Genomic DNA, 16,902 nt, shown 5'->3' with positions numbered 1-16,902 from the left:
CCTCGGCGGCACAAAAGCCGTGAGCGGTTCGGGGCGCTATAACACCCCAAACCGCTCACGGCTGCGACTGAACTCAGGCGACGACGTTGACCAGGCGGCCCGGGACCACGATGACCTTGCGCGGTTCCTTGCCGTTGAGGGCCGCGACGATCTTCTCGTCGGCCAGCGCCGCGGCCTTCACCGCGTCCTGGTCCGCCGAAGCGGGCACCACGACCCGGGACCGGACCTTGCCGTTGACCTGGATCGGGTACTCCGCGGTGTCCTCGACCAGGTACTGCTCGTCGGCCACCGGGAACGGCCCGTGCGCCAGGCTCTCCGCGTGCCCCAGCCGGGACCACAGCTCCTCGGCCAGGTGCGGCGTCAGCGGCGCGGCCAGCAGCACCAGCGGCTCCACCACCGAGCGCGGCGTGCCGGCCGCCGCCGAGTAGGCCTTGGTGACCCGGTTGTTGAACTCGATCAGCTTCGCCACCGCGGTGTTGAACCGCAGCTCGGCGTAGTCCTCGCGAACCCCGGCGATGGTCTTGTGCAGCGCGCGCACGATCTCGACGTCCGGCTGCTCGTCGGTCACCCGCAGCTCACCGGTGCTCTCGTCGACGACGTTGCGCCACAGCCGCTGCAGGAAGCGGTGCGAGCCGACGACGTCCTTGGTCGCCCACGGCCGCGAGGAGTCCAGCGGCCCCATCGCCATCTCGTACAGCCGCAGCGTGTCCGCGCCGTAGGCGTCGACCATCTCGTCCGGCGAGACGGAGTTCTTCAGGCTCTTGCCCATCTTCCCGTACTCCCGCCGGACCTCCTGGCCCTGGTGGAAGTACTTGCCGTCGCGCTCCTCGACCTCCTCGGCCGGGACGTAGACGCCGCGCGAGTCGGTGTAGGCGTAGGCCTGGATGTAGCCCTGGTTGAACAGCCGCCGGTACGGCTCCTCCGCCGACAGGTGGCCCAGGTCGAACAGCACCTTCTGCCAGAACCGCGAGTACAGCAGGTGCAGGACCGCGTGCTCCATGCCGCCGATGTACAGGTCCACGCCGCCCGGGTCGCGCGGGCCGTGCAGCTCGGGCCGCTTGCCCATCCAGTACTGCTCGTTGGCCGGGTCGACGAACCGCTCGGAGTTGTCCGGGTCGATGTAGCGCAGCTGGTACCAGCAGGAACCGGCCCACTGCGGCATCACGTTGGTGTCCCGGTGGTAGTGCTTGAGCCCGTCGCCCAGGTCCAGCTCCAGGTTCGCCCACTCGGTGGCCTTGGCCAGCGGCGGCTCCGGACGGCTGTCGGCGTCCTCCGGGTCGAAGGTGCGCGGCGAGTAGTCCGCGACGTCGGGCAGCACCACCGGCAGCTGGTCCTCGGGCAGCGCCTGCGGCAGGCCGTCCTCGCCGTAGACGATCGGGAACGGCTCGCCCCAGTAGCGCTGCCGGGCGAACAGCCAGTCGCGCAGCTTGTACTGCACGGTGCCGCGGCCGTGGCCGTGCTCCTCCAGCCAGCTGGTGATCGCCTTCTTGGCGTCCGCCAGGTCCAGGCCGTTGAGGTCCAGCCCGATCTCCGGGTTCGCGGAGTTGATCCGCGGGCCGGAACCGGTGAAGGCGCCGCCGTCGAAGTCGGCGGGCGGCTGCACGGTGCGGACGATCGGCAGCCCGAAGACCTCGGCGAACTCGTGGTCGCGGGTGTCCTCGCCCGGCACCGCCATGATCGCGCCGGTGCCGTAGCCCATCAGCACGTAGTCGGCGATGAACACCGGGATCTGCTGGCCGTTGACCGGGTTGGTCGCCCAGGCACCGGTGAAGACGCCGGTCTTCTCCTTGTTCTCCTGGCGGTCCAGGTCGGACTTCATCGACGCGGCCCGCCGGTACTGCGCGACGGCCTCCGCCGGGGTGGCCGCGCCACCGGTCCAGCGGTCGTCGGCGCCCTCCGGCCACGCCGCCGCGGTCAGCTCGTCGACCAGCGGGTGCTCCGGGGCCAGCACCATGTACGTCACGCCGAACAGCGTGTCCGGGCGGGTGGTGAAGACCTCGACGCGCTGCGCCGAGCCGTCCAGCCCGAACACCACGTTGGCGCCCTGCGAGCGGCCGATCCAGTTCCGCTGCATGGTCTTGACCTGCTCCGACCAGTCCAGCCGGTCCAGGTCGTCGACCAGGCGGTCGGCGTAGGCGGTGATCCGCATCATCCACTGCTTCAGGTTGCGGCGGAACACCGGGAAGTTGCCGCGCTCGGTCAGGCCGTCGGCGGTGACCTCCTCGTTGGCCACCACGGTGCCCAGGCCCGGCGCCCAGTTGACCGGTGCCTCGGACACGTAGGCCAGCCGGTGCGAGTCGATGATCTCGCGCCGTTCGACACCGGTCAGCTCGGCCCACGGGCGGCCGTCCGGGGTCGCGCGCTCGCCGTTGGCGAACTGCTCCTCCAGCTCGCCGATCGGCCGCGCCCGGCCCGCCTCGGCGTCGTACCAGGCGTTGAAGATCTGCAGGAAGATCCACTGCGTCCAGCGGTAGAACTCGACGTCGGTGGTGGCGATCCGGCGGCGCTCGTCGTGGCCCAGGCCCAGGCGGCGGATCTGGCCCAGGTAGCGCTCGATGTTCTGCTCGGTGGTGGTCCGCGGGTGGGTGCCGGTCTGCACCGCGTACTGCTCGGCGGGCAGGCCGAAGGAGTCGAAGCCCATCGTGTGCAGGACGTTGTGGCCCAGCATCCGGTGGAAGCGCGCGTAGACGTCGGTGCCGATGAAGCCCAGCGGGTGCCCGACGTGCAGCCCGGCGCCGGAGGGGTAGGGGAACATGTCCTGCACGAACAGCTTGCCCTCGGGCACGTCACCCTTGAGCGACCCGGCGGGGTTGGGCGCGTGGAAGGTGCCGCGCTCCTCCCACCGCTGCTGCCACCGCTGCTCGATCTCGACCGCCGTCTCCGCGGTGTAGCGGTGCTGCGGAACCTCTTCGGTCGAGGTCTCTGCCTGGCCACTCATCGGTTTGTGTCCTTCCCTGCCTATCGCCCTCGAACGCGCGAGTCGTGCGCTCCTAGTGTGCCGCCTGCGGAAAATGGAAAACCCCCCAGGCCCTGCCGGGCATGAGGGGTCGCCGCGCTGACGTCGCCTAACGGACGGTCAACGCGGCCTCGCAAGAAGCAGCCTCGCGGCGCACATGCACCCAGGGTAGCGGAGACCGCCAACCCCGTTTCCCCAGCGGATCAGCGCACCGCGAGGGTGATCAGCTGGGTGGTCTGGGTGGGGGAGAAGTTGTCGTCGCTGACCAGGACCAGGCTGCGGCGGCCGTCCGGCAGCCACGGGCCCCAGGTCATGCCCTCCACGTTGTCCACCGTGCTCAGGTCGAGGTCGCCCAGGTCGGCCACCAGCTGCTTGCGCAGCGGGCGGACGTCGGCGCCGGCCAGCGAGTCGACGTCGCGCACGTCCGTGGCGCCCCGCGGGTTGACCCGGTAGAGCCGGACCGAGTTGCCGACGCCGGTGACGAAGGAGCGCTCCAGCACCAGGTAGTCGCCGCCCCAATCGGCCAGGACCGCGGTGACGCCGTTGTTGGCGAAGCCGCCGGTCGGGGACTCGGCGAACACCGGGTCCAGCGGGTAGGCGTACTGGCCGAGGACGCGGCCGTGGCGGGTCTGCACGGTGATCCGGGACAGCGCGCCGTGCTCGGCGGTCGGCGACTCGCCGTCCTCGACCAGCGGGCCTTCCATCGCGCTGACCACCAGGGAGCCGCCCTGGGCCAGCGTCAGCCCCTCCAGCACCTCGTTCTGCTTCGGGCCGGTCTCCGGACGCATCCGCAGGTTGTCCGCGATCGGCAGGTCACCGGCGAAGGAGCCGTCCGCCTTCGCGCGGCGGATCGTCGGGTCGATCAGCTGCTGGGCGCGCTCGCCCTCGCTGGTCCACCAGATGTCGCCGGTCCACGGGTCCCAGCGCACGTCCTCCGGGTCCACGGTGCCCTGCGGGTAGGTGGTGCCGTCCGGGCGCAGCAGCGGCGAGGTGCCGGTGAGCCGGAACTCGCCGCCCTCGAAGCGACCGGTGTAGATCCGCGCCGGCTGCTTGTCGGAGCGGTCGTCGCTGATCAGCACCCACTCGCCGGTCTGCGGGTCGTAGTCGATCCCGGAGAGCCCGCCGACGGTGGTGCCGTCGAACTGCATCGCGTGCGGCAGGGTGGTCTCGCCGACCAGCTCGACCCGGTCGGGCCCGGCCGTCGCCGGAGTCGCGGCCGCGACCAGCAGCCCGGCGGCCAGCACCCCGCTCAGCACAGTTGTCTTCGCCATGCGCCACAGCACACCCGATCAGGGTGTCCGGCAGGTGGCGATCAAGTTGCGCATCGGCCCGCCGCGGAGCGTCGTAGCCGCACCGTGACGCAGGTCAAGTCCGGTGCTCTCCTAGTCTGGTGGGGTGCTCGCTGTTCAGGTGATCCTCTGCGCGATCTTGGTCCTCGGCGGGGCGGCGCTGCTGCTGCTCGGCTTCCGGGGGTTGCGGGGGCAGCTGCCCCGCAACCGCTACGTCGGTGTCCGCACTCCCGCCGCCATGAGCAGCGACGAGGCGTTCGACGTCGCCAACCGGGCGGCGGGGCCCGCGATGCTGGCCGGTGGCGCGGCGGCCGTGCTGGCCGGTGCGTCGCTGCCGATGCTCGCCTCGACGTTCTCGGTGGTGATGATCTCGGTGTTCGGCCTGGTCGGGGCGTTCGTCCTGATGACCGCCGGGGGCGTGCTCGGCAACCGCGCCGCCGAGGCGATGCCCGCTCCGGCCGCGGCCGGTGGGTGCGGCGGTTGCGCGGGCGGCTGCTGCAGTTCCCTCCCGCGCGGCTGACCGAGGTTGTCCACAGGCCTGTGGACAACCCGCAGAACCTGGGGACAACTCAGCCCTGGGCCAGCAGGGTGTAGAGGCTGAGCCGGTTGCCGTCGGGATCGGCGAAGTCGAAGTAGTCGACCGCACCGGGGACGTGCTCGAGCGGTCCGACCTCGACGCCGAGCCCGACCAGGCGGTCCCGCTCCGCCGCGACGTCGGCGACGTCGAAGCGGGTCACCACTTCGGCGCCGGAGCGGGCGGTCGGCTCCTCGCCGAGCTGCAGCCAGATCGGCCCGAGCTGGAACTCCACGACTCCGTCGGCCGGTTCGAGATCCGGCCCGGCGAGCGCGAACACGCGCTGGTACCACTCCACGGCGCGGCGCAGGTCGCTGACCGGCATCCCCACCGTCGCGCTTCGCAAGTCCATGCGGCTCCCCTTCAGTTCAGGCGGACGTCTCCGGGGTGGGTCGCGAGGAACGCCAGCGGCGGCCCCTGGCGGCGCAGGACGCGGCCCCACAGCTCGGCGCCCGGGTCGGCGATCACGTCGTCCGGCAGCGCGGGCACCACGATCCAGTCGCCGCGCTCGATCTCACCCGCCAGCTGGCCCGGCTCCCAGCCCGCGTAGCCGGCGAAGAAGCGCAGCCCGCGCGCCTTCGGCACCAGGTCCGCCGGGTCGCCGTCGAGGTCGACCAGGCCGACCGGGCCGCGGACGCCGACCATGCCGGAGACGGTCCCGGTGTCCTCGCCGGCGCGCAGCGCGGCCAGGCAGATCGCGGTGCGCTGCTCGACGGGGCCGCCGACGAACAGCGACTGCGGCTCGCTCGCGTGCTCGCCCCACTTCGGCAGCACCTCGCCCACCGTGACCTCGCTCGGCCGGTTCAGCACGACGCCGAGGGTGCCCTCGGCGCGGTGGTGAATGACGTACACGACGGTTCGCCGGAAGTTCCGGTCCAGCAGCTGTGGGGCGGCGACGAGCAGCGTCCCCGGTTCCACGTCCGCGTCTGTTCCCACCTGCACATGATCTCACTGGTTGCCCGTGCACGGACCCACCTGGACCGAACATTGCCGCACCGGCGGCCGGAATCAGCAGCAATCAGTGCTCAACAACCGCAGATATCAGTGAGAGTTAGGATTTAGTATTACTATTAACCTTCTGACCTGCGATTACCCGATCAGGGAACGTCGATGCCCTGCTCGCGAGCCCACTTGTGGAGCTCCTCGACGGCTTCCTCGTGAGACATCGGCCCGCGGTCCAGGCGAAGCTCCTTCAAGTGCTTCCAGGCCTTGCCGACCACCGGTCCGGGCTCGACGCCGAGCAGCCGCATGATCTCGTTGCCGTCCAGATCGGGCCGGACCTTCGCCAGGTCCTCCGCCGCCGCGATCCGATCGATGCGCTCCTCGAGATCGTCGTAGGCGCGCTGCAGGCCCGCGGCCTTGCGCTTGTTGCGGGTGGTGCAGTCGGCGCGCACCAGCTTGTGCAGCCGGTCCAGCAGCGGGCCCGCGTCGTTGACGTACCGGCGCACCGCCGAGTCGGTCCACTGGCCGTCGCTGTAGCCGTGGAACCGCAGGTGCAGGAACACCAGGTCGGCGACCTGGTTGATCACGTCCTTGGGGTAGCGCAGCGCGCGCAGCCGCTTGCGGGCCATCTTCGCGCCGACCACCTCGTGGTGGTGGAAGCTCACCCCGCCGCCGGACTCGAAGCGCCGGGTGCCGGGCTTGCCGATGTCGTGCAGCAGCGCGGCCAGCCGCAGCACCAGGTCCGGCTCGCCGTCCGGGTCCGCCGCGCGCTCCAGGTCGATCGCCTGGTCCAGCACCGTCAGCGAGTGGCTGTAGACGTCCTTGTGCTGGTGGTGCTCGTCGATCTCCAGCTTCATCGCGGGCACCTCGGGCAGCACGTGGTCGGCCAGCCCGGTCTCCACCAGCAGCTCGACGCCGCGCCGCGGGAACTCGCCGCACAGCAGCTTGGACAGCTCGACCTGGACCCGCTCCGGGGTGATCCGGGTGATCTCGGTGGCCATGTCGGTCATCGCCCGGACCACCCGGTCGCTGGCGGTGAAGCCGAGCTGGGAGACGAACCGGGCGGCGCGCAGCATGCGCAGCGGGTCGTCGGCGAAGGAGTCCTCCGGGGCGGCGGGGGTGTCCAGCCGCCGCGCCGCCAGGTCGGCCATCCCGTCGTGCCGGTCGACGAACGTCCGGCTCGGCAGCTCGATGGCCATCGCGTTCACGGTGAAGTCGCGGCGCACCAGGTCGCCCTCGATGGAGTCGCCGAAGGCGACGTCGGGGTTGCGCCCCACCCGGTCGTAGGTGTCGGCGCGGAAGGTGGTGACCTCCACCGTCGTCCCGTGCCGGTAGGCGCCGAGCGTGCCGAACTCGATCCCGGTGTCCCAGATCGTCTCGGCCCAGCCGTTCAGCAGCTCGCGGACCTGCTCCGGCCGGGCCTCGGTGGTGAAGTCCAGATCGGTGCCCAGCCGGCCCAGCAGCGCGTCCCGCACGCTCCCGCCGACCAGGAACAGCCGGTGCCCGGCAGCGGCGAACCGCTCGGCCAGCTCCTCCGCGACGGGTGCGACCCGGACGAGCTCGACCACGGCGTTGCGCTGCGCTTGGCGCTCGCGCGCCTGCAGCTCGGCGGACGAAGCGGGGTCGTGGTGCGAAGGAGAGGACACGATTTACCAGGATATCGGCCCCCGCACGGTGCCTGAGCGACGGCATGTCCGCTCGGGAGCGTTCGGCGCCCCGAAACGCTCCCGGTGCATGAGCAGCGCAAATCGGCCACTGGGAACGACCGAGCCCTGATCGCACTACCATCGGCTCCATGCCCCCGTCGCCCGGCCGCTCCGGCGGTGCTCAGCCGGGGCGTCGGAACCGACGCCGGCGGCGCAGGCTGCGGACCGTCGACGAGACGTCCGCAGGCGGGCTGGTGGTGAACGGCAGCGAACAGCGCGCTGCGATCATCGGGAGGCTGGACCGCAAGGGCCGACTGCTGTGGTCGCTGCCGAAGGGGCACATCGAGGCCGGTGAGACCCCGGAGCAGACCGCGGTGCGCGAGGTCGCCGAGGAGACCGGGATCATCGGTCGGGTCGTGCACCCGATCGGCACCATCGACTACTGGTTCGTCGCGGGCAACCGGCGCATACACAAGACCGTCCACCACTTCCTGCTGGATGCGGTGGGCGGTGAGCTTTCCGACGAGGACGTGGAGGTCACCGAGGTGGCGTGGGTGCCGCTTGGTGAACTGGACGAGGTGCTGGCCTACGCCGATGAGCGTCGGCTGGTGCGCCGCGCGCTGAGCATGCGCGGCGACGGTGCGGACGGGGCGAGCGATCGGCTCGGGGCCCGTCCGGTGCGAGGTAGCGGGACGGAGCCGGGTTGAGGTTTCTGCTGGCCGCGGTGGTCGCGGTGCTGGTTTTCGCAGGTCTCCCGGTGGCCATGGCGCCGCCGGCCGCGGCGCAGGGCGACAGCCCCGCCCAACTCGACGTGACGAAAGTCACCCCATCGGTGGTCGCGGACGGCGGCCCCGGCGAGGTGGTCATCTCCGGCCGGTTGACCAACACCGGCGACAGCCCGATCAAGGGCATCGAGGCCCGCGTCCAGCGCGGCAACCCGGCCACCAACGAACCGGCCGTGCAGCGCGCCATGCGCAGCGCCACCCCGACGGTCACCGAACCCGCGTTCACCTCGGTCGCGGACCGCCTGGCTCCCGGGCAGCAGATCGACATCGAGCTGCGCATCCCGCTGACCGGCCCGAACTCGCTGCAGATCACCCAGCCCGGCGTCTACCCGCTGCTGGTCAACGTCAACGGCGTGCCCGCGGTGGGCGGCCGGGCGCGGATCGCCGAATCCCGCTTCCTGCTGCCGGTGCTCAGCACCCCGGGCAGCCCGGCGCCGCCGCCCGCGCACCCCACCGAGGTCAGCATGCTGGTGCCGATCGTCGACTACCCGCGGCTGGTGCGGGAGGCCCTGCCCGGCATGCGCCCGGTGCTGGTCGACGACGCGCTGTCCACCTCGCTGGCGCCCGGCGGCCGACTGTACGACCTGCTGCAGGCGGTGTCCGACAGCGCGCCCGCGGGCTCGCCGATGGGCAGCGCGCTGTGCTTCGCCATCGACCCCGACCTGCTGATCACCGTCCGCGCGATGCAGGCGCCGTACCAGGTGAAACAGCCCGACGGCAAGCTCGCCGACGGGATCGGCACCGGTGCCGCGAACCTCTGGATGAGCAAGCTGCGGGAGGTCACCTCGGGCCGGTGCGTGATCGCGCTGCCCTACGCCGACGCCGACGTGGCGGCGCTCGCCCGCGCCGGGCTGCCCGACCTGGTCGACATCGCGCTGGACGGCGCCGACCTGCTCAAGGACAAGAGCGTGCTGGGCGTCGAACCTCGCAGCGTGCTGTGGCCGGTCGAAGGCGCGCTGGCCGATCCGGCGAGCGGCGACCTGCCCGGCACCGTGCTGCTGGAGCCGCAGTCGTTGAACATCCCGGCCGGCTCGCTGGACCCGGTGCGCATCCGCGGCCGCGACATGACCGCCATCCCGGTCGACCCGCTGCTGACCAGCGCGCTCGACCCGCTGCGCGACACCGGGGACAAGACCACCGATCTCTCGCCGCCGGTCGCGCAGCTGGAGTCGGCGCAGAACGCGCTCGGCGCGCTCACCTTCCGGGCGACCCAGGGCTCCGTCGGCGACGCCACCTCGGTGCTGGCGCCGCCGCGCCGCTGGAACCTCCGCGGCGACGACCTGCGCGAACTGCTCGACGGCATGCGCGGCCTCAACGACGCCGGGCTGATCCGCCTCCGCTCGCTGCCCGAGCCGGAGCCGGCGACGCTGCCCGAAGCCGACCTCAGCTACCCGGTGGAAGCCGGTTCGGCGGAGATTCCGCAGCCGGTGCTCAAGCAGCTGGCCGAGCAGAACTTCAAGGTCGGCGACCTGTACCGGTCCTCGGAGCGGGACCCGGCCTCCGACGTGGAACGCGGCCGGATCACCACGCCGCTGGTCAACGGGCTGCTGCGCGGCGCGTCCAGCGCGTGGCGCGGGAACCCGGGCGCCGCCGAGCACTGGGTGGGGCTGGCCAGGGGGACCGTCGAGGAGATCTTCGGCATGGTCCGCATCGAGGAGTCCCCGACCCAGCTGGTGGGCGCCTCGCCGGACAGCCCGACGCCGCTGACCGTGGTCAACGACCTGCCGATCACGGTGGGCGTGGTGTTCCACATCCCGCAGGTGCCGGGCGTGCAGGTGCAGACCGACTTCGGCGGGTTCGGCACCGTCCCGGCGAAGTCGCGGCGGGTGTTCTGGCTGCAGACCACGGCGCAGCGCGCCGGGACCTTCACCCTCGACGTCAAGGTGAGCACCCAGGCCGGCACCCAGTTCGGCGAGACGAAGCGGCTGACCTACAAGTCCGGCAACTACGGCCCGCTGATCATGATCATCACCCTGAGCGCCGCGGCGCTGCTGGTGCTCATGTCCGCACGGCGGATCTTCAAGCGCTTGCGGGCCAGGCAGAAGCGCCGCGCGGCGGAGCAGGCGGGCGAGACGCCGGACAACCCGGAAACCGCGCAGGTCGCCACCACCGAAGGTGATCGAAACCCGGGCTGAAGTCATCAGCGAACTCGGTTTGCGTGGCGGTGCGGGTAGCGGAACCTCAGCGCCCGCCTGGACTGCGGGTGCCCGGCCTTATGTATGCCAATACACGGCGGCCGGGCCATCCTCGCCAGGCGAACGCTGAGAACCCGCGGCGGTGCGAGCTGCGAGGGTGGGCTAAGCGGCTACGCCGCTTCAAGACGAAGACCACGAAAAGATCCGCAGATGTGCTCTGAGATCCTGGGCGGAATGCCGTCCCATCACACTTTCGGGGTGGCGCACCGCGGAATCGACAGGATCGGGCGGGCAACTCCCGCGCGGGCGAAGGATTGAGGCAGTGAACCGAGACAGGGATGCCGGGCGGATGGGTGGTCGCGGACCGCAGCCCGGGACGCGCCCCACCGAGCCGATCCGGCGACCGGCCACCGCCCCGCGCCCGGGACCGCCCCCCGCCCACCGCGGGTGGCACGTCGCCGAGACCCAGCCGATCCCCGCGGTCCCGCCGGAACCCGGCATGGACCAGGCGGCCGAGCAGGCCGCCGAGCAGACCCAGGTGATCCGCCCGGTCTCGCCGGGCAAGGGCAAGCCGTCGCTGCTCAAGGCCAGCGGTTCGATGGCCATCGCGACCCTGATCAGCCGGATCACCGGCTTCCTGTGGAAGCTGATGCTGGCCGGGGTGATCGGCTTCGGCGTCGTCAACGACTCGTTCAACGTGGCCAACACGCTGCCGAACATGCTCTTCGAGCTGCTCATCGGCGGCGTGCTGACGAGCGTCGTGGTGCCGGTGCTGGTGCGCGCGCGCAAGGGCGACGCCGACGGCGGCGAGCGGTTCGTGCAGCAGCTGATGACGCTGGCGGTCGTGGTGCTGGCCGTGGGCACGCTGCTGGCGATGGTCGCCGCCCCGCTGCTGACGATGGCGCTGGTCTCCGACTCCGAAGCCTCGAACCGGGCGCTGGTCACCGCCTTCTCCTACCTGCTGCTGCCGCAGATCTTCTTCTACGGGATCAGCGCGCTGGTCGGCGCGGTCCTGCAGTCCAAGCAGATCTTCAGCCCGCCGGCCTGGGCGCCGGTGGTGAACAACCTGGTCGTGATCGCCACCATCAGCGTGCTCGCGCTGATGCCGGGAGCGATCTCCCTGGACCCGGTCTCGATGACCGACCCGCAGCTGCTCGTGCTCGGCATCGGCGTCACCCTCGGCGTGTTCTGCCAGGCGCTGGTGCAGCTGCCCGCGTTGCGCCGCACCGGGTTCCGGATGCGCTGGCGCTGGGGTTGGGACCGCAGGCTCTCGGAGTTCGGCGGCCTCGCGCTGTGGATGCTCGGCTACGTCGCGGTCAGCCAGATCGGCCTGGTCGCGCTGAGCCGGGTGGCCACCGACAGCGCCAAGGGTGCTTGGTCGACCTACAGCTACGTGTGGATGCTGCTGCAGCTGCCGTACGGGGTGATCGGCTTCTCGATCATGACCGCGATCCTGCCGCGGATGAGCGCCGCGGCCGCGGACGGCGACAACCAGCGGGTCATCGACGACCTGTCGCTGGGCAACCGGCTGTCCACCGTGACCCTGCTGCCGGTCAGCGCGGTGATGACCGCGCTCGGCGTGCCGCTGTCGCTGGCGCTGTTCGCGGTGAAGTCCGACATGTCCGGGCAGGCCACCACGCTCGGGCTCGCGCTGGCCGTCTCGGCCTTCGGCGTCCTGCCCTACGCGTTGACGATGATGCAGATGCGCACGTTCAACGCCCTGAACGACGCGCGCACGCCGACGCTGATCGTGACCTTGATGACCGCCGCCAAGGTGCTGATGGCCTTCGCGCTGCCCCTGGTGCTGGAGCCCGACCAAGTGGTGTTCGGGCTTACCTTCGTGAACTCCTTCACCTACGTCATCGGCTGGCTGATCGGCGAGATCTGGCTGCGGCACCGGCTCGGTGCGCTGGGCAGCCGCCGGTTCACCAAGACGCTGCTGAAGACGATGCTGGCGTCGGTCGTGGGCGGACTGCTGTGCTGGGCGAGCACGCTCGGCGTCGACGCGCTGATCCCCGGTCCTCCTGGTCTGGGCACCGGTTGGCTGCAGCTGCTGGTGGGTTGCGCGGTCGGTTTCGGGGCGATCTTCGGACTCATGTCGATCCTGCGAGTGGCCGAACTGCAGCCCGCCATCGGACGGCTCACCGGTTTGCTGCGTCGTCGCTGACATTCGCGTCACGTACCCTCGGTGTCGAAGTCTCCTCCTGTGCGGGGAAGAGGGGTGGTACGCATCCCCTTGCGGACCGGGAGGAGCGGGAGAGGGAAGGTGACCAGCAAACCCACCGAGCAGATCGCTGCGGACCGCGACGATTCCGGCGACGAGGGTTCGGCCGAGCAGGCGCTGACCCCGGGCCGGGTGTTGGACCACGGCCGATACCGGCTCCTTTCCCAGGTCGGCGTGGACGATCGCTGCAACGCCCAGCTCTGGCGCGCAAAGGACGGCGTGCTGGGCCGCGACGTCGCGCTGACGATCCTGGTCGGCGACCGCTCGGAGGCCGAGGCGGCGTCCAACGCGCGGCGCACCCTGGAACGCGCGATGCACGCGAGCACCTTCAACCACATCGGCGTGGCCCGCGTGCTCGACGTGGTCACCCAGTCCTCGAACGATCCGGACGGCGTCCTCGGCATCGTGATCGCCGAGTGGACGCACGGCACCGATCTGCTCGACCTGGTCGCCGAAGGCCCGCTGCCGCCCGGCACCGCGGCCCGGCTGCTGCAGCCGCTGGCCGCCGCGGTCGAGGCGGCGCACCACGCCGGTCTCGTGCTCGGCGCCGATCACCCGCAGCGGATCCGGGTGACGCCGGACGGCGAGATCCGGATGGCCTTCCCCGGCCCGATGGCCAAGGCCACCTCCAGCGATGACGTGCGCGGCCTGGGTGCCGCGCTGTACCTGCTGCTCACCGGGCGGTGGGCGCTCGGCGACGCGCCGGAAGGACTGCCCACCGCTCCCACGGGACCGGACGGCACCATCGTCGCGCCGCGCACGCTGCGGCCGACCGTGCCGCTGGAGCTGTCCACCGTCGCCGTGCGAGCGCTGGGCAACCCGGACGCCACCGGCACCACCGGCGGTGTCCGCACCGGTGCCGCGGTGCTGCGCGTCCTGGAGCAGCACGCCACCTTCGAAACGCCGAGCACCAACGGTCAAGGGGCTTCGAGCAGCGAGAGCAACGAAGTCTGGCGGCGCGAGGATCCCAAGCCGGACGAGGCCAAGCGCAAGAAGCTGATGGTCAGCGTCGGCGTGCTGGCGGTGGCCACGCTGCTGGTGGTCGCCTGGATCGCGACCTCGCTGATCGGCGTGTTCACCGAGTCCAACCGGAACACCACCGGCGAGATGCTCGACGGCACCGGCAACCCCGCGAGCAGCGAGGAGCAACAGGCCCCGCCGCCGGCCAGCCCGGTGCAGATCACCGGCGCGGAGTCGTACAACACCAACGGCACCCCGGACACCCCGGGCCGCGTCCCGTACCTGTTCGACGGCGACACGGGGACCTACTGGGCGACGGCGGACTACCGGCAGCAGCTGGGCCCGGGCGGCATCAGCAACGGCACCGGCGCGGTGCTCACGCTCGCCCACCCGTCGGTCCTGCAGGAGCTCGTCATCGACTCGCCGAGCGCGGGCGCCAAGGTGGAGGTCCGGCAGGTCAACGGAACGCAGAACCTGGGCGACACCAAGGTGATCGGCCAGGGCGTGCTGGCCGCGGGGCAGACCACGATCAAGCTGAGCCCCGACTCGGCGTCCCAGGAGATCCTGGTCCTGATCACCCAGCTGCCGTCCAGCGGCGGCGGGTTCGGCGCCCGGATCAACGAGGTGAAGGTGACCGGCAGCGCGGCCTGATCCGACGCAGCACGGCCTGGTCGTGAGGCCGAACACGGGTTGTGGCCCATGTTCGAACTCACGATCAGTAAAGTGCTGACTCGTGTCTGTCCCCGTGAGATCGGACGCCGACCTCATCGCGGCGCATACAAACGGAGATCCGCACGCGTTCTCCGAGCTCTTCCGCCGACATCGGGATCGGCTGTGGGCTGTTGCGCTGCGCACCATGCGCGACCACGAAGACGCCGCCGACGCGCTTCAGGACGCGATGATCTCGGCCTTCCGAAACGCCTCGTCCTTCCGCGCCGAGTCCCAGGTGACCACCTGGCTGCACCGGATCGTGGTGAACGCGTGCCTGGACCGCATCCGGCGCAGGCAGGCCCGCCCGACCGTGCCGCTGCCGGACACCGGTCCCGCCGAGCCCGCCGTGCCCCGCGACGCCATCGCCGAGCAGGACACCAAGATGGCGGTCCAGGACGCGCTGGCCGAACTCCCCGAAGATCAGCGGTCGGCGATCGTGCTGGTGGACGTCGAGGGCTACTCGGTGGCCGAAACGGCGTCGATCTTGGGCATTGCCGACGGCACCGTGAAGAGCCGTTGCGCACGGGGACGGGCCAAGCTCGCCAAACTTCTGGGACACCTGCGGAACCCAAGTGCAGATGCGAACGTCCCAGATGACGCGATGGCCATGCGTCGACGGGAGGGACGATGAGTGGCGAACACCGGCGCACGGGGGCGCCGCAGGGGCCACCGTGGTCTCTGGACCTGCTAGCCGATCTCCACGCGGGGGTGCTGGACGAGCAGACGGCCGAGGAGCTCCGCGGCCAGGTCCAGAACGACCCGGAGGCAAGGGAGATCCTGGCGGCGTTGGACGCCACCAGCGCGGACCTTTCAGAGCTGCCGCCGCTGACGATCCCGGACGACGTCTCGGCTCGCATCGACGCGGCGCTGGAGAACGAGGTCCGGGCCTGGGCCGAGCAGCAGCAGCCCGCGGTTCCGGCCGCTCCGGCCGCCGAGCAGGGCGGTCAGGTGATCGACTTCGCGGCGGCGAAGCAGCGCCGCCGCCGGCGCTTCACCCTCGGTGCCGGGGTGGTCGGCGTCGCCGCCGCGGCGGCTGCCGTGGTGTTCTCGGTGCTGCCCGCCAACACCGAGACCTCGGCGCCGCAGGCCCAGCAACCGCCGAGCCCGGCACCGAGCGCGAAACCACCGCTGGCGCTGCAGGGCGACCAGGTCGACCTCAACGGCCAGCAGTTCGCCGAGGCGCTCAGCAGCAAGCAGTACCTCGGCTCGCTCAGCGATCCGCAGCAGCTCCTCGGCTGCTTGCAGGCCAACGGCGTGACCAGCGGCAAACCGATCGGCGCGCGGGAGATCACGCTCGACGGCAGACCGGCCCAGCTGATGGTCCTGCCAACCGGCATGGCGGGCGAGTTCCGGCTTTTAGCGGTCGCCCCGGACTGCGGTCCGGACAACCCGGCCAAGATCTCCGACAGCACCTTCGGCGGCTAGCCCGCGCTCGGTGAGGTGGCGATTTCGCGCGAAATCGCCACCTCACACGCGTGCCCGACGCCGATTTCGCGCGAAATCGGCAGAGCCCGACCGTCGCCTCCCAGCCCCTTCCCGGCGGAACGGGGCGCTTCGCTGTGCCCTGGAGCACCGGCTGCCCGTGATCGGGAACAGAGCCGAATAGGATCGCGTTGTGCCGGATACGGTCGCGCGCCGAGCGCGGCGGGGACGCTACGACGGAAGGGGCGCGGTGACTGGCGACGTCCGCAACGTGATCATCGTGGGCTCGGGCCCGGCCGGGTACACCGCAGCGGTGTACGCCGCGCGGGCGGAGCTCGAACCACTGATCTTCGAGGGAACCCAGTTCGGCGGTGCGCTGATGACCACCACCGACGTGGAGAACTACCCCGGGTTCAAGGACGGGATCATGGGTCCCGACCTGATGGAGCAGATGCGTTCCCAGGCCGAGCGCTTCGGCGCCGAGCTGCGCGCCGAGGACGTGGAGCGCCTCGACCTCGAAGGCGAGGTCAAGACCGTGCTGGCCAACGGCGTGGAGTACCGCGCGAAGGCGGTCATCCTGGCCATGGGCGCCGCCGCCCGCTACCTGGGTGTTCCGGGTGAGGAGCGGCTGCTCGGCCACGGCGTGTCGGCCTGCGCGACCTGCGACGGCTTCTTCTTCCGCGACCAGGACATCGCCGTGATCGGCGGCGGTGACTCGGCGATGGAGGAGGCCACCTTCCTGACCCGCTTCGCGCGCTCGGTGACGATCATCCACCGCCGCGAGGAGTTCCGCGCTTCCAAGATCATGCTCGAGCGCGCCCGCGCCAACGAGAAGATCAAGTGGCTGACCAACAAGGCGGTCACCGAGGTCGTCGGCGACGGCAGCGTCAGCGCGCTCAAGCTGCGCGACACGGTCACCGGCGAGACCTCCGAGCTGGCCGTGGCGGGCATGTTCGTGGCCATCGGCCACGACCCGCGCAGCCAGCTGGTGCGCGACCAGGTCACCGTCGACGACGAGGGCTACGTGCAGGTCCAGCAGCCCACCACGCACACCGGGATCCCCGGCGTGTTCGCCGCGGGCGACCTGGTGGACCACACCTACCGGCAGGCCATCACCGCCGCCGGTTCGGGCTGCTCCGCCGCCATCGACGCCGAGCGCTGGCTCGCCGAGCACGACACGCCCGCCGCCGAAACCGTCGCCGAGCTCGTCGGCGGCGGATACGGCCCGGCGAACTGAGCTGACTCAACAAGAGGGAGA

General features: G+C 71.2%; 13 protein-coding genes. 8 read left to right on the top strand and 5 right to left on the bottom strand.

Annotated elements, in window-relative coordinates; translation table 11 throughout:
* Positions 1-73 precede the first annotated feature (73 nt).
* Together leuS and OU416_RS11095 are read right to left on the bottom strand one after the other, a co-directional pair.
* Positions 74-2,938, bottom strand: a complete 2,865-nt coding sequence (gene leuS / locus OU416_RS11100) for a leucine--tRNA ligase (RefSeq protein ID WP_270926805.1) — start codon at positions 2,936-2,938, stop codon at positions 74-76.
* 221 nt (positions 2,939-3,159) lie between these two features.
* Positions 3,160-4,227 carry an esterase-like activity of phytase family protein gene (locus OU416_RS11095; protein WP_270926804.1) on the bottom strand — a complete coding sequence of 356 codons (1,068 nt, stop codon included), beginning with the start codon at positions 4,225-4,227 and terminating at the stop codon, positions 3,160-3,162.
* Between the two features lie 124 nt (positions 4,228-4,351).
* Here OU416_RS11095 and OU416_RS11090 point away from each other — a divergent pair, with 124 nt between their 5' ends.
* Entirely contained in the window at positions 4,352-4,765 is a 414-nt protein-coding gene (locus OU416_RS11090; protein WP_270926803.1) for an SdpI family protein, read from the top strand.
* A gap of 49 nt (positions 4,766-4,814) precedes the next feature.
* On the opposite strand, the gene OU416_RS11085 is transcribed toward OU416_RS11090, so the two are convergent.
* The 3 genes from OU416_RS11085 to OU416_RS11075 form a co-directional block, all read right to left on the bottom strand.
* Positions 4,815-5,171 (bottom strand): VOC family protein, encoded by a 357-nt coding sequence (locus tag OU416_RS11085; protein ID WP_270926802.1) that lies wholly within the window; start codon positions 5,169-5,171, stop codon positions 4,815-4,817.
* 11 nt (positions 5,172-5,182) lie between these two features.
* Positions 5,183-5,755: a YqgE/AlgH family protein gene (locus tag OU416_RS11080; RefSeq protein ID WP_270926801.1), complete on the bottom strand. Its 573-nt coding sequence runs from the start codon at positions 5,753-5,755 to the stop codon at positions 5,183-5,185.
* A gap of 161 nt (positions 5,756-5,916) precedes the next feature.
* Positions 5,917-7,407, bottom strand: a complete 1,491-nt coding sequence (locus OU416_RS11075; protein ID WP_270926800.1) for a CCA tRNA nucleotidyltransferase — start codon at positions 7,405-7,407, stop codon at positions 5,917-5,919.
* Positions 7,408-7,556: 149 nt separating this feature from the next.
* Here OU416_RS11075 and OU416_RS11070 point away from each other — a divergent pair, with 149 nt between their 5' ends.
* The 7 genes from OU416_RS11070 (at position 7,557) to trxB (ending at position 16,881) form a co-directional block, all read left to right on the top strand.
* Positions 7,557-8,114 carry an NUDIX hydrolase gene (locus OU416_RS11070; protein WP_270926799.1) on the top strand — a complete coding sequence of 186 codons (558 nt, stop codon included), beginning with the start codon at positions 7,557-7,559 and terminating at the stop codon, positions 8,112-8,114.
* The gene (locus OU416_RS11065) at positions 8,111-10,327 is read left to right on the top strand and encodes a DUF6049 family protein (RefSeq protein WP_270926798.1); all 2,217 of its coding nucleotides are present in this window, start codon (positions 8,111-8,113) and stop codon (positions 10,325-10,327) included. Before OU416_RS11070 ends, OU416_RS11065 begins: the two co-directional genes overlap by 4 nt.
* Before the next feature lie 322 nt (positions 10,328-10,649).
* Entirely contained in the window at positions 10,650-12,494 is a 1,845-nt protein-coding gene (murJ, locus tag OU416_RS11060; protein ID WP_270926797.1) for a murein biosynthesis integral membrane protein MurJ, read from the top strand.
* 99 nt (positions 12,495-12,593) lie between these two features.
* Positions 12,594-14,162, top strand: a complete 1,569-nt coding sequence (locus tag OU416_RS11055) for a protein kinase family protein (protein ID WP_270926796.1) — start codon at positions 12,594-12,596, stop codon at positions 14,160-14,162.
* Positions 14,163-14,244: 82 nt separating this feature from the next.
* Positions 14,245-14,853, top strand: a complete 609-nt coding sequence (gene sigM / locus OU416_RS11050) for an RNA polymerase sigma factor SigM (RefSeq protein ID WP_093150732.1) — start codon at positions 14,245-14,247, stop codon at positions 14,851-14,853.
* The gene (locus OU416_RS11045) at positions 14,850-15,647 is read left to right on the top strand and encodes an anti-sigma factor (RefSeq protein ID WP_270926795.1); all 798 of its coding nucleotides are present in this window, start codon (positions 14,850-14,852) and stop codon (positions 15,645-15,647) included. Before sigM ends, OU416_RS11045 begins: the two co-directional genes overlap by 4 nt.
* Positions 15,648-15,894: 247 nt before the next feature.
* Positions 15,895-16,881 (top strand): thioredoxin-disulfide reductase, encoded by a 987-nt coding sequence (gene trxB, locus OU416_RS11040; RefSeq protein ID WP_270926794.1) that lies wholly within the window; start codon positions 15,895-15,897, stop codon positions 16,879-16,881.
* Positions 16,882-16,902 lie beyond the last annotated feature (21 nt).

Origin of the sequence: Saccharopolyspora indica, from assembly GCF_027853965.1 — a bacterium.
Taxonomy (GTDB): domain Bacteria; phylum Actinomycetota; class Actinomycetes; order Mycobacteriales; family Pseudonocardiaceae; genus Saccharopolyspora; species Saccharopolyspora indica.
The sequence above is the reverse complement of the archived record's forward strand: the minus strand, read 5'-3'. Positions and strand labels throughout refer to the sequence as shown.

Excerpts from the sequence above, each read along its gene's own strand:
- OU416_RS11085 (WP_270926802.1), bottom strand. The coding sequence starts at position 5,171 with ATGGACTTGCGAAGCGCGACGGTGGGGATGCCGGTCAGCGACCTGCGC.
- OU416_RS11045 (WP_270926795.1), top strand. The coding sequence starts at position 14,850 with ATGAGTGGCGAACACCGGCGCACGGGGGCGCCGCAGGGGCCACCGTGG.
- leuS (WP_270926805.1), bottom strand. The coding sequence starts at position 2,938 with ATGAGTGGCCAGGCAGAGACCTCGACCGAAGAGGTTCCGCAGCACCGC.
- OU416_RS11070 (WP_270926799.1), top strand. The coding sequence starts at position 7,557 with ATGCCCCCGTCGCCCGGCCGCTCCGGCGGTGCTCAGCCGGGGCGTCGG.
- OU416_RS11095 (WP_270926804.1), bottom strand. The coding sequence starts at position 4,227 with ATGGCGAAGACAACTGTGCTGAGCGGGGTGCTGGCCGCCGGGCTGCTG.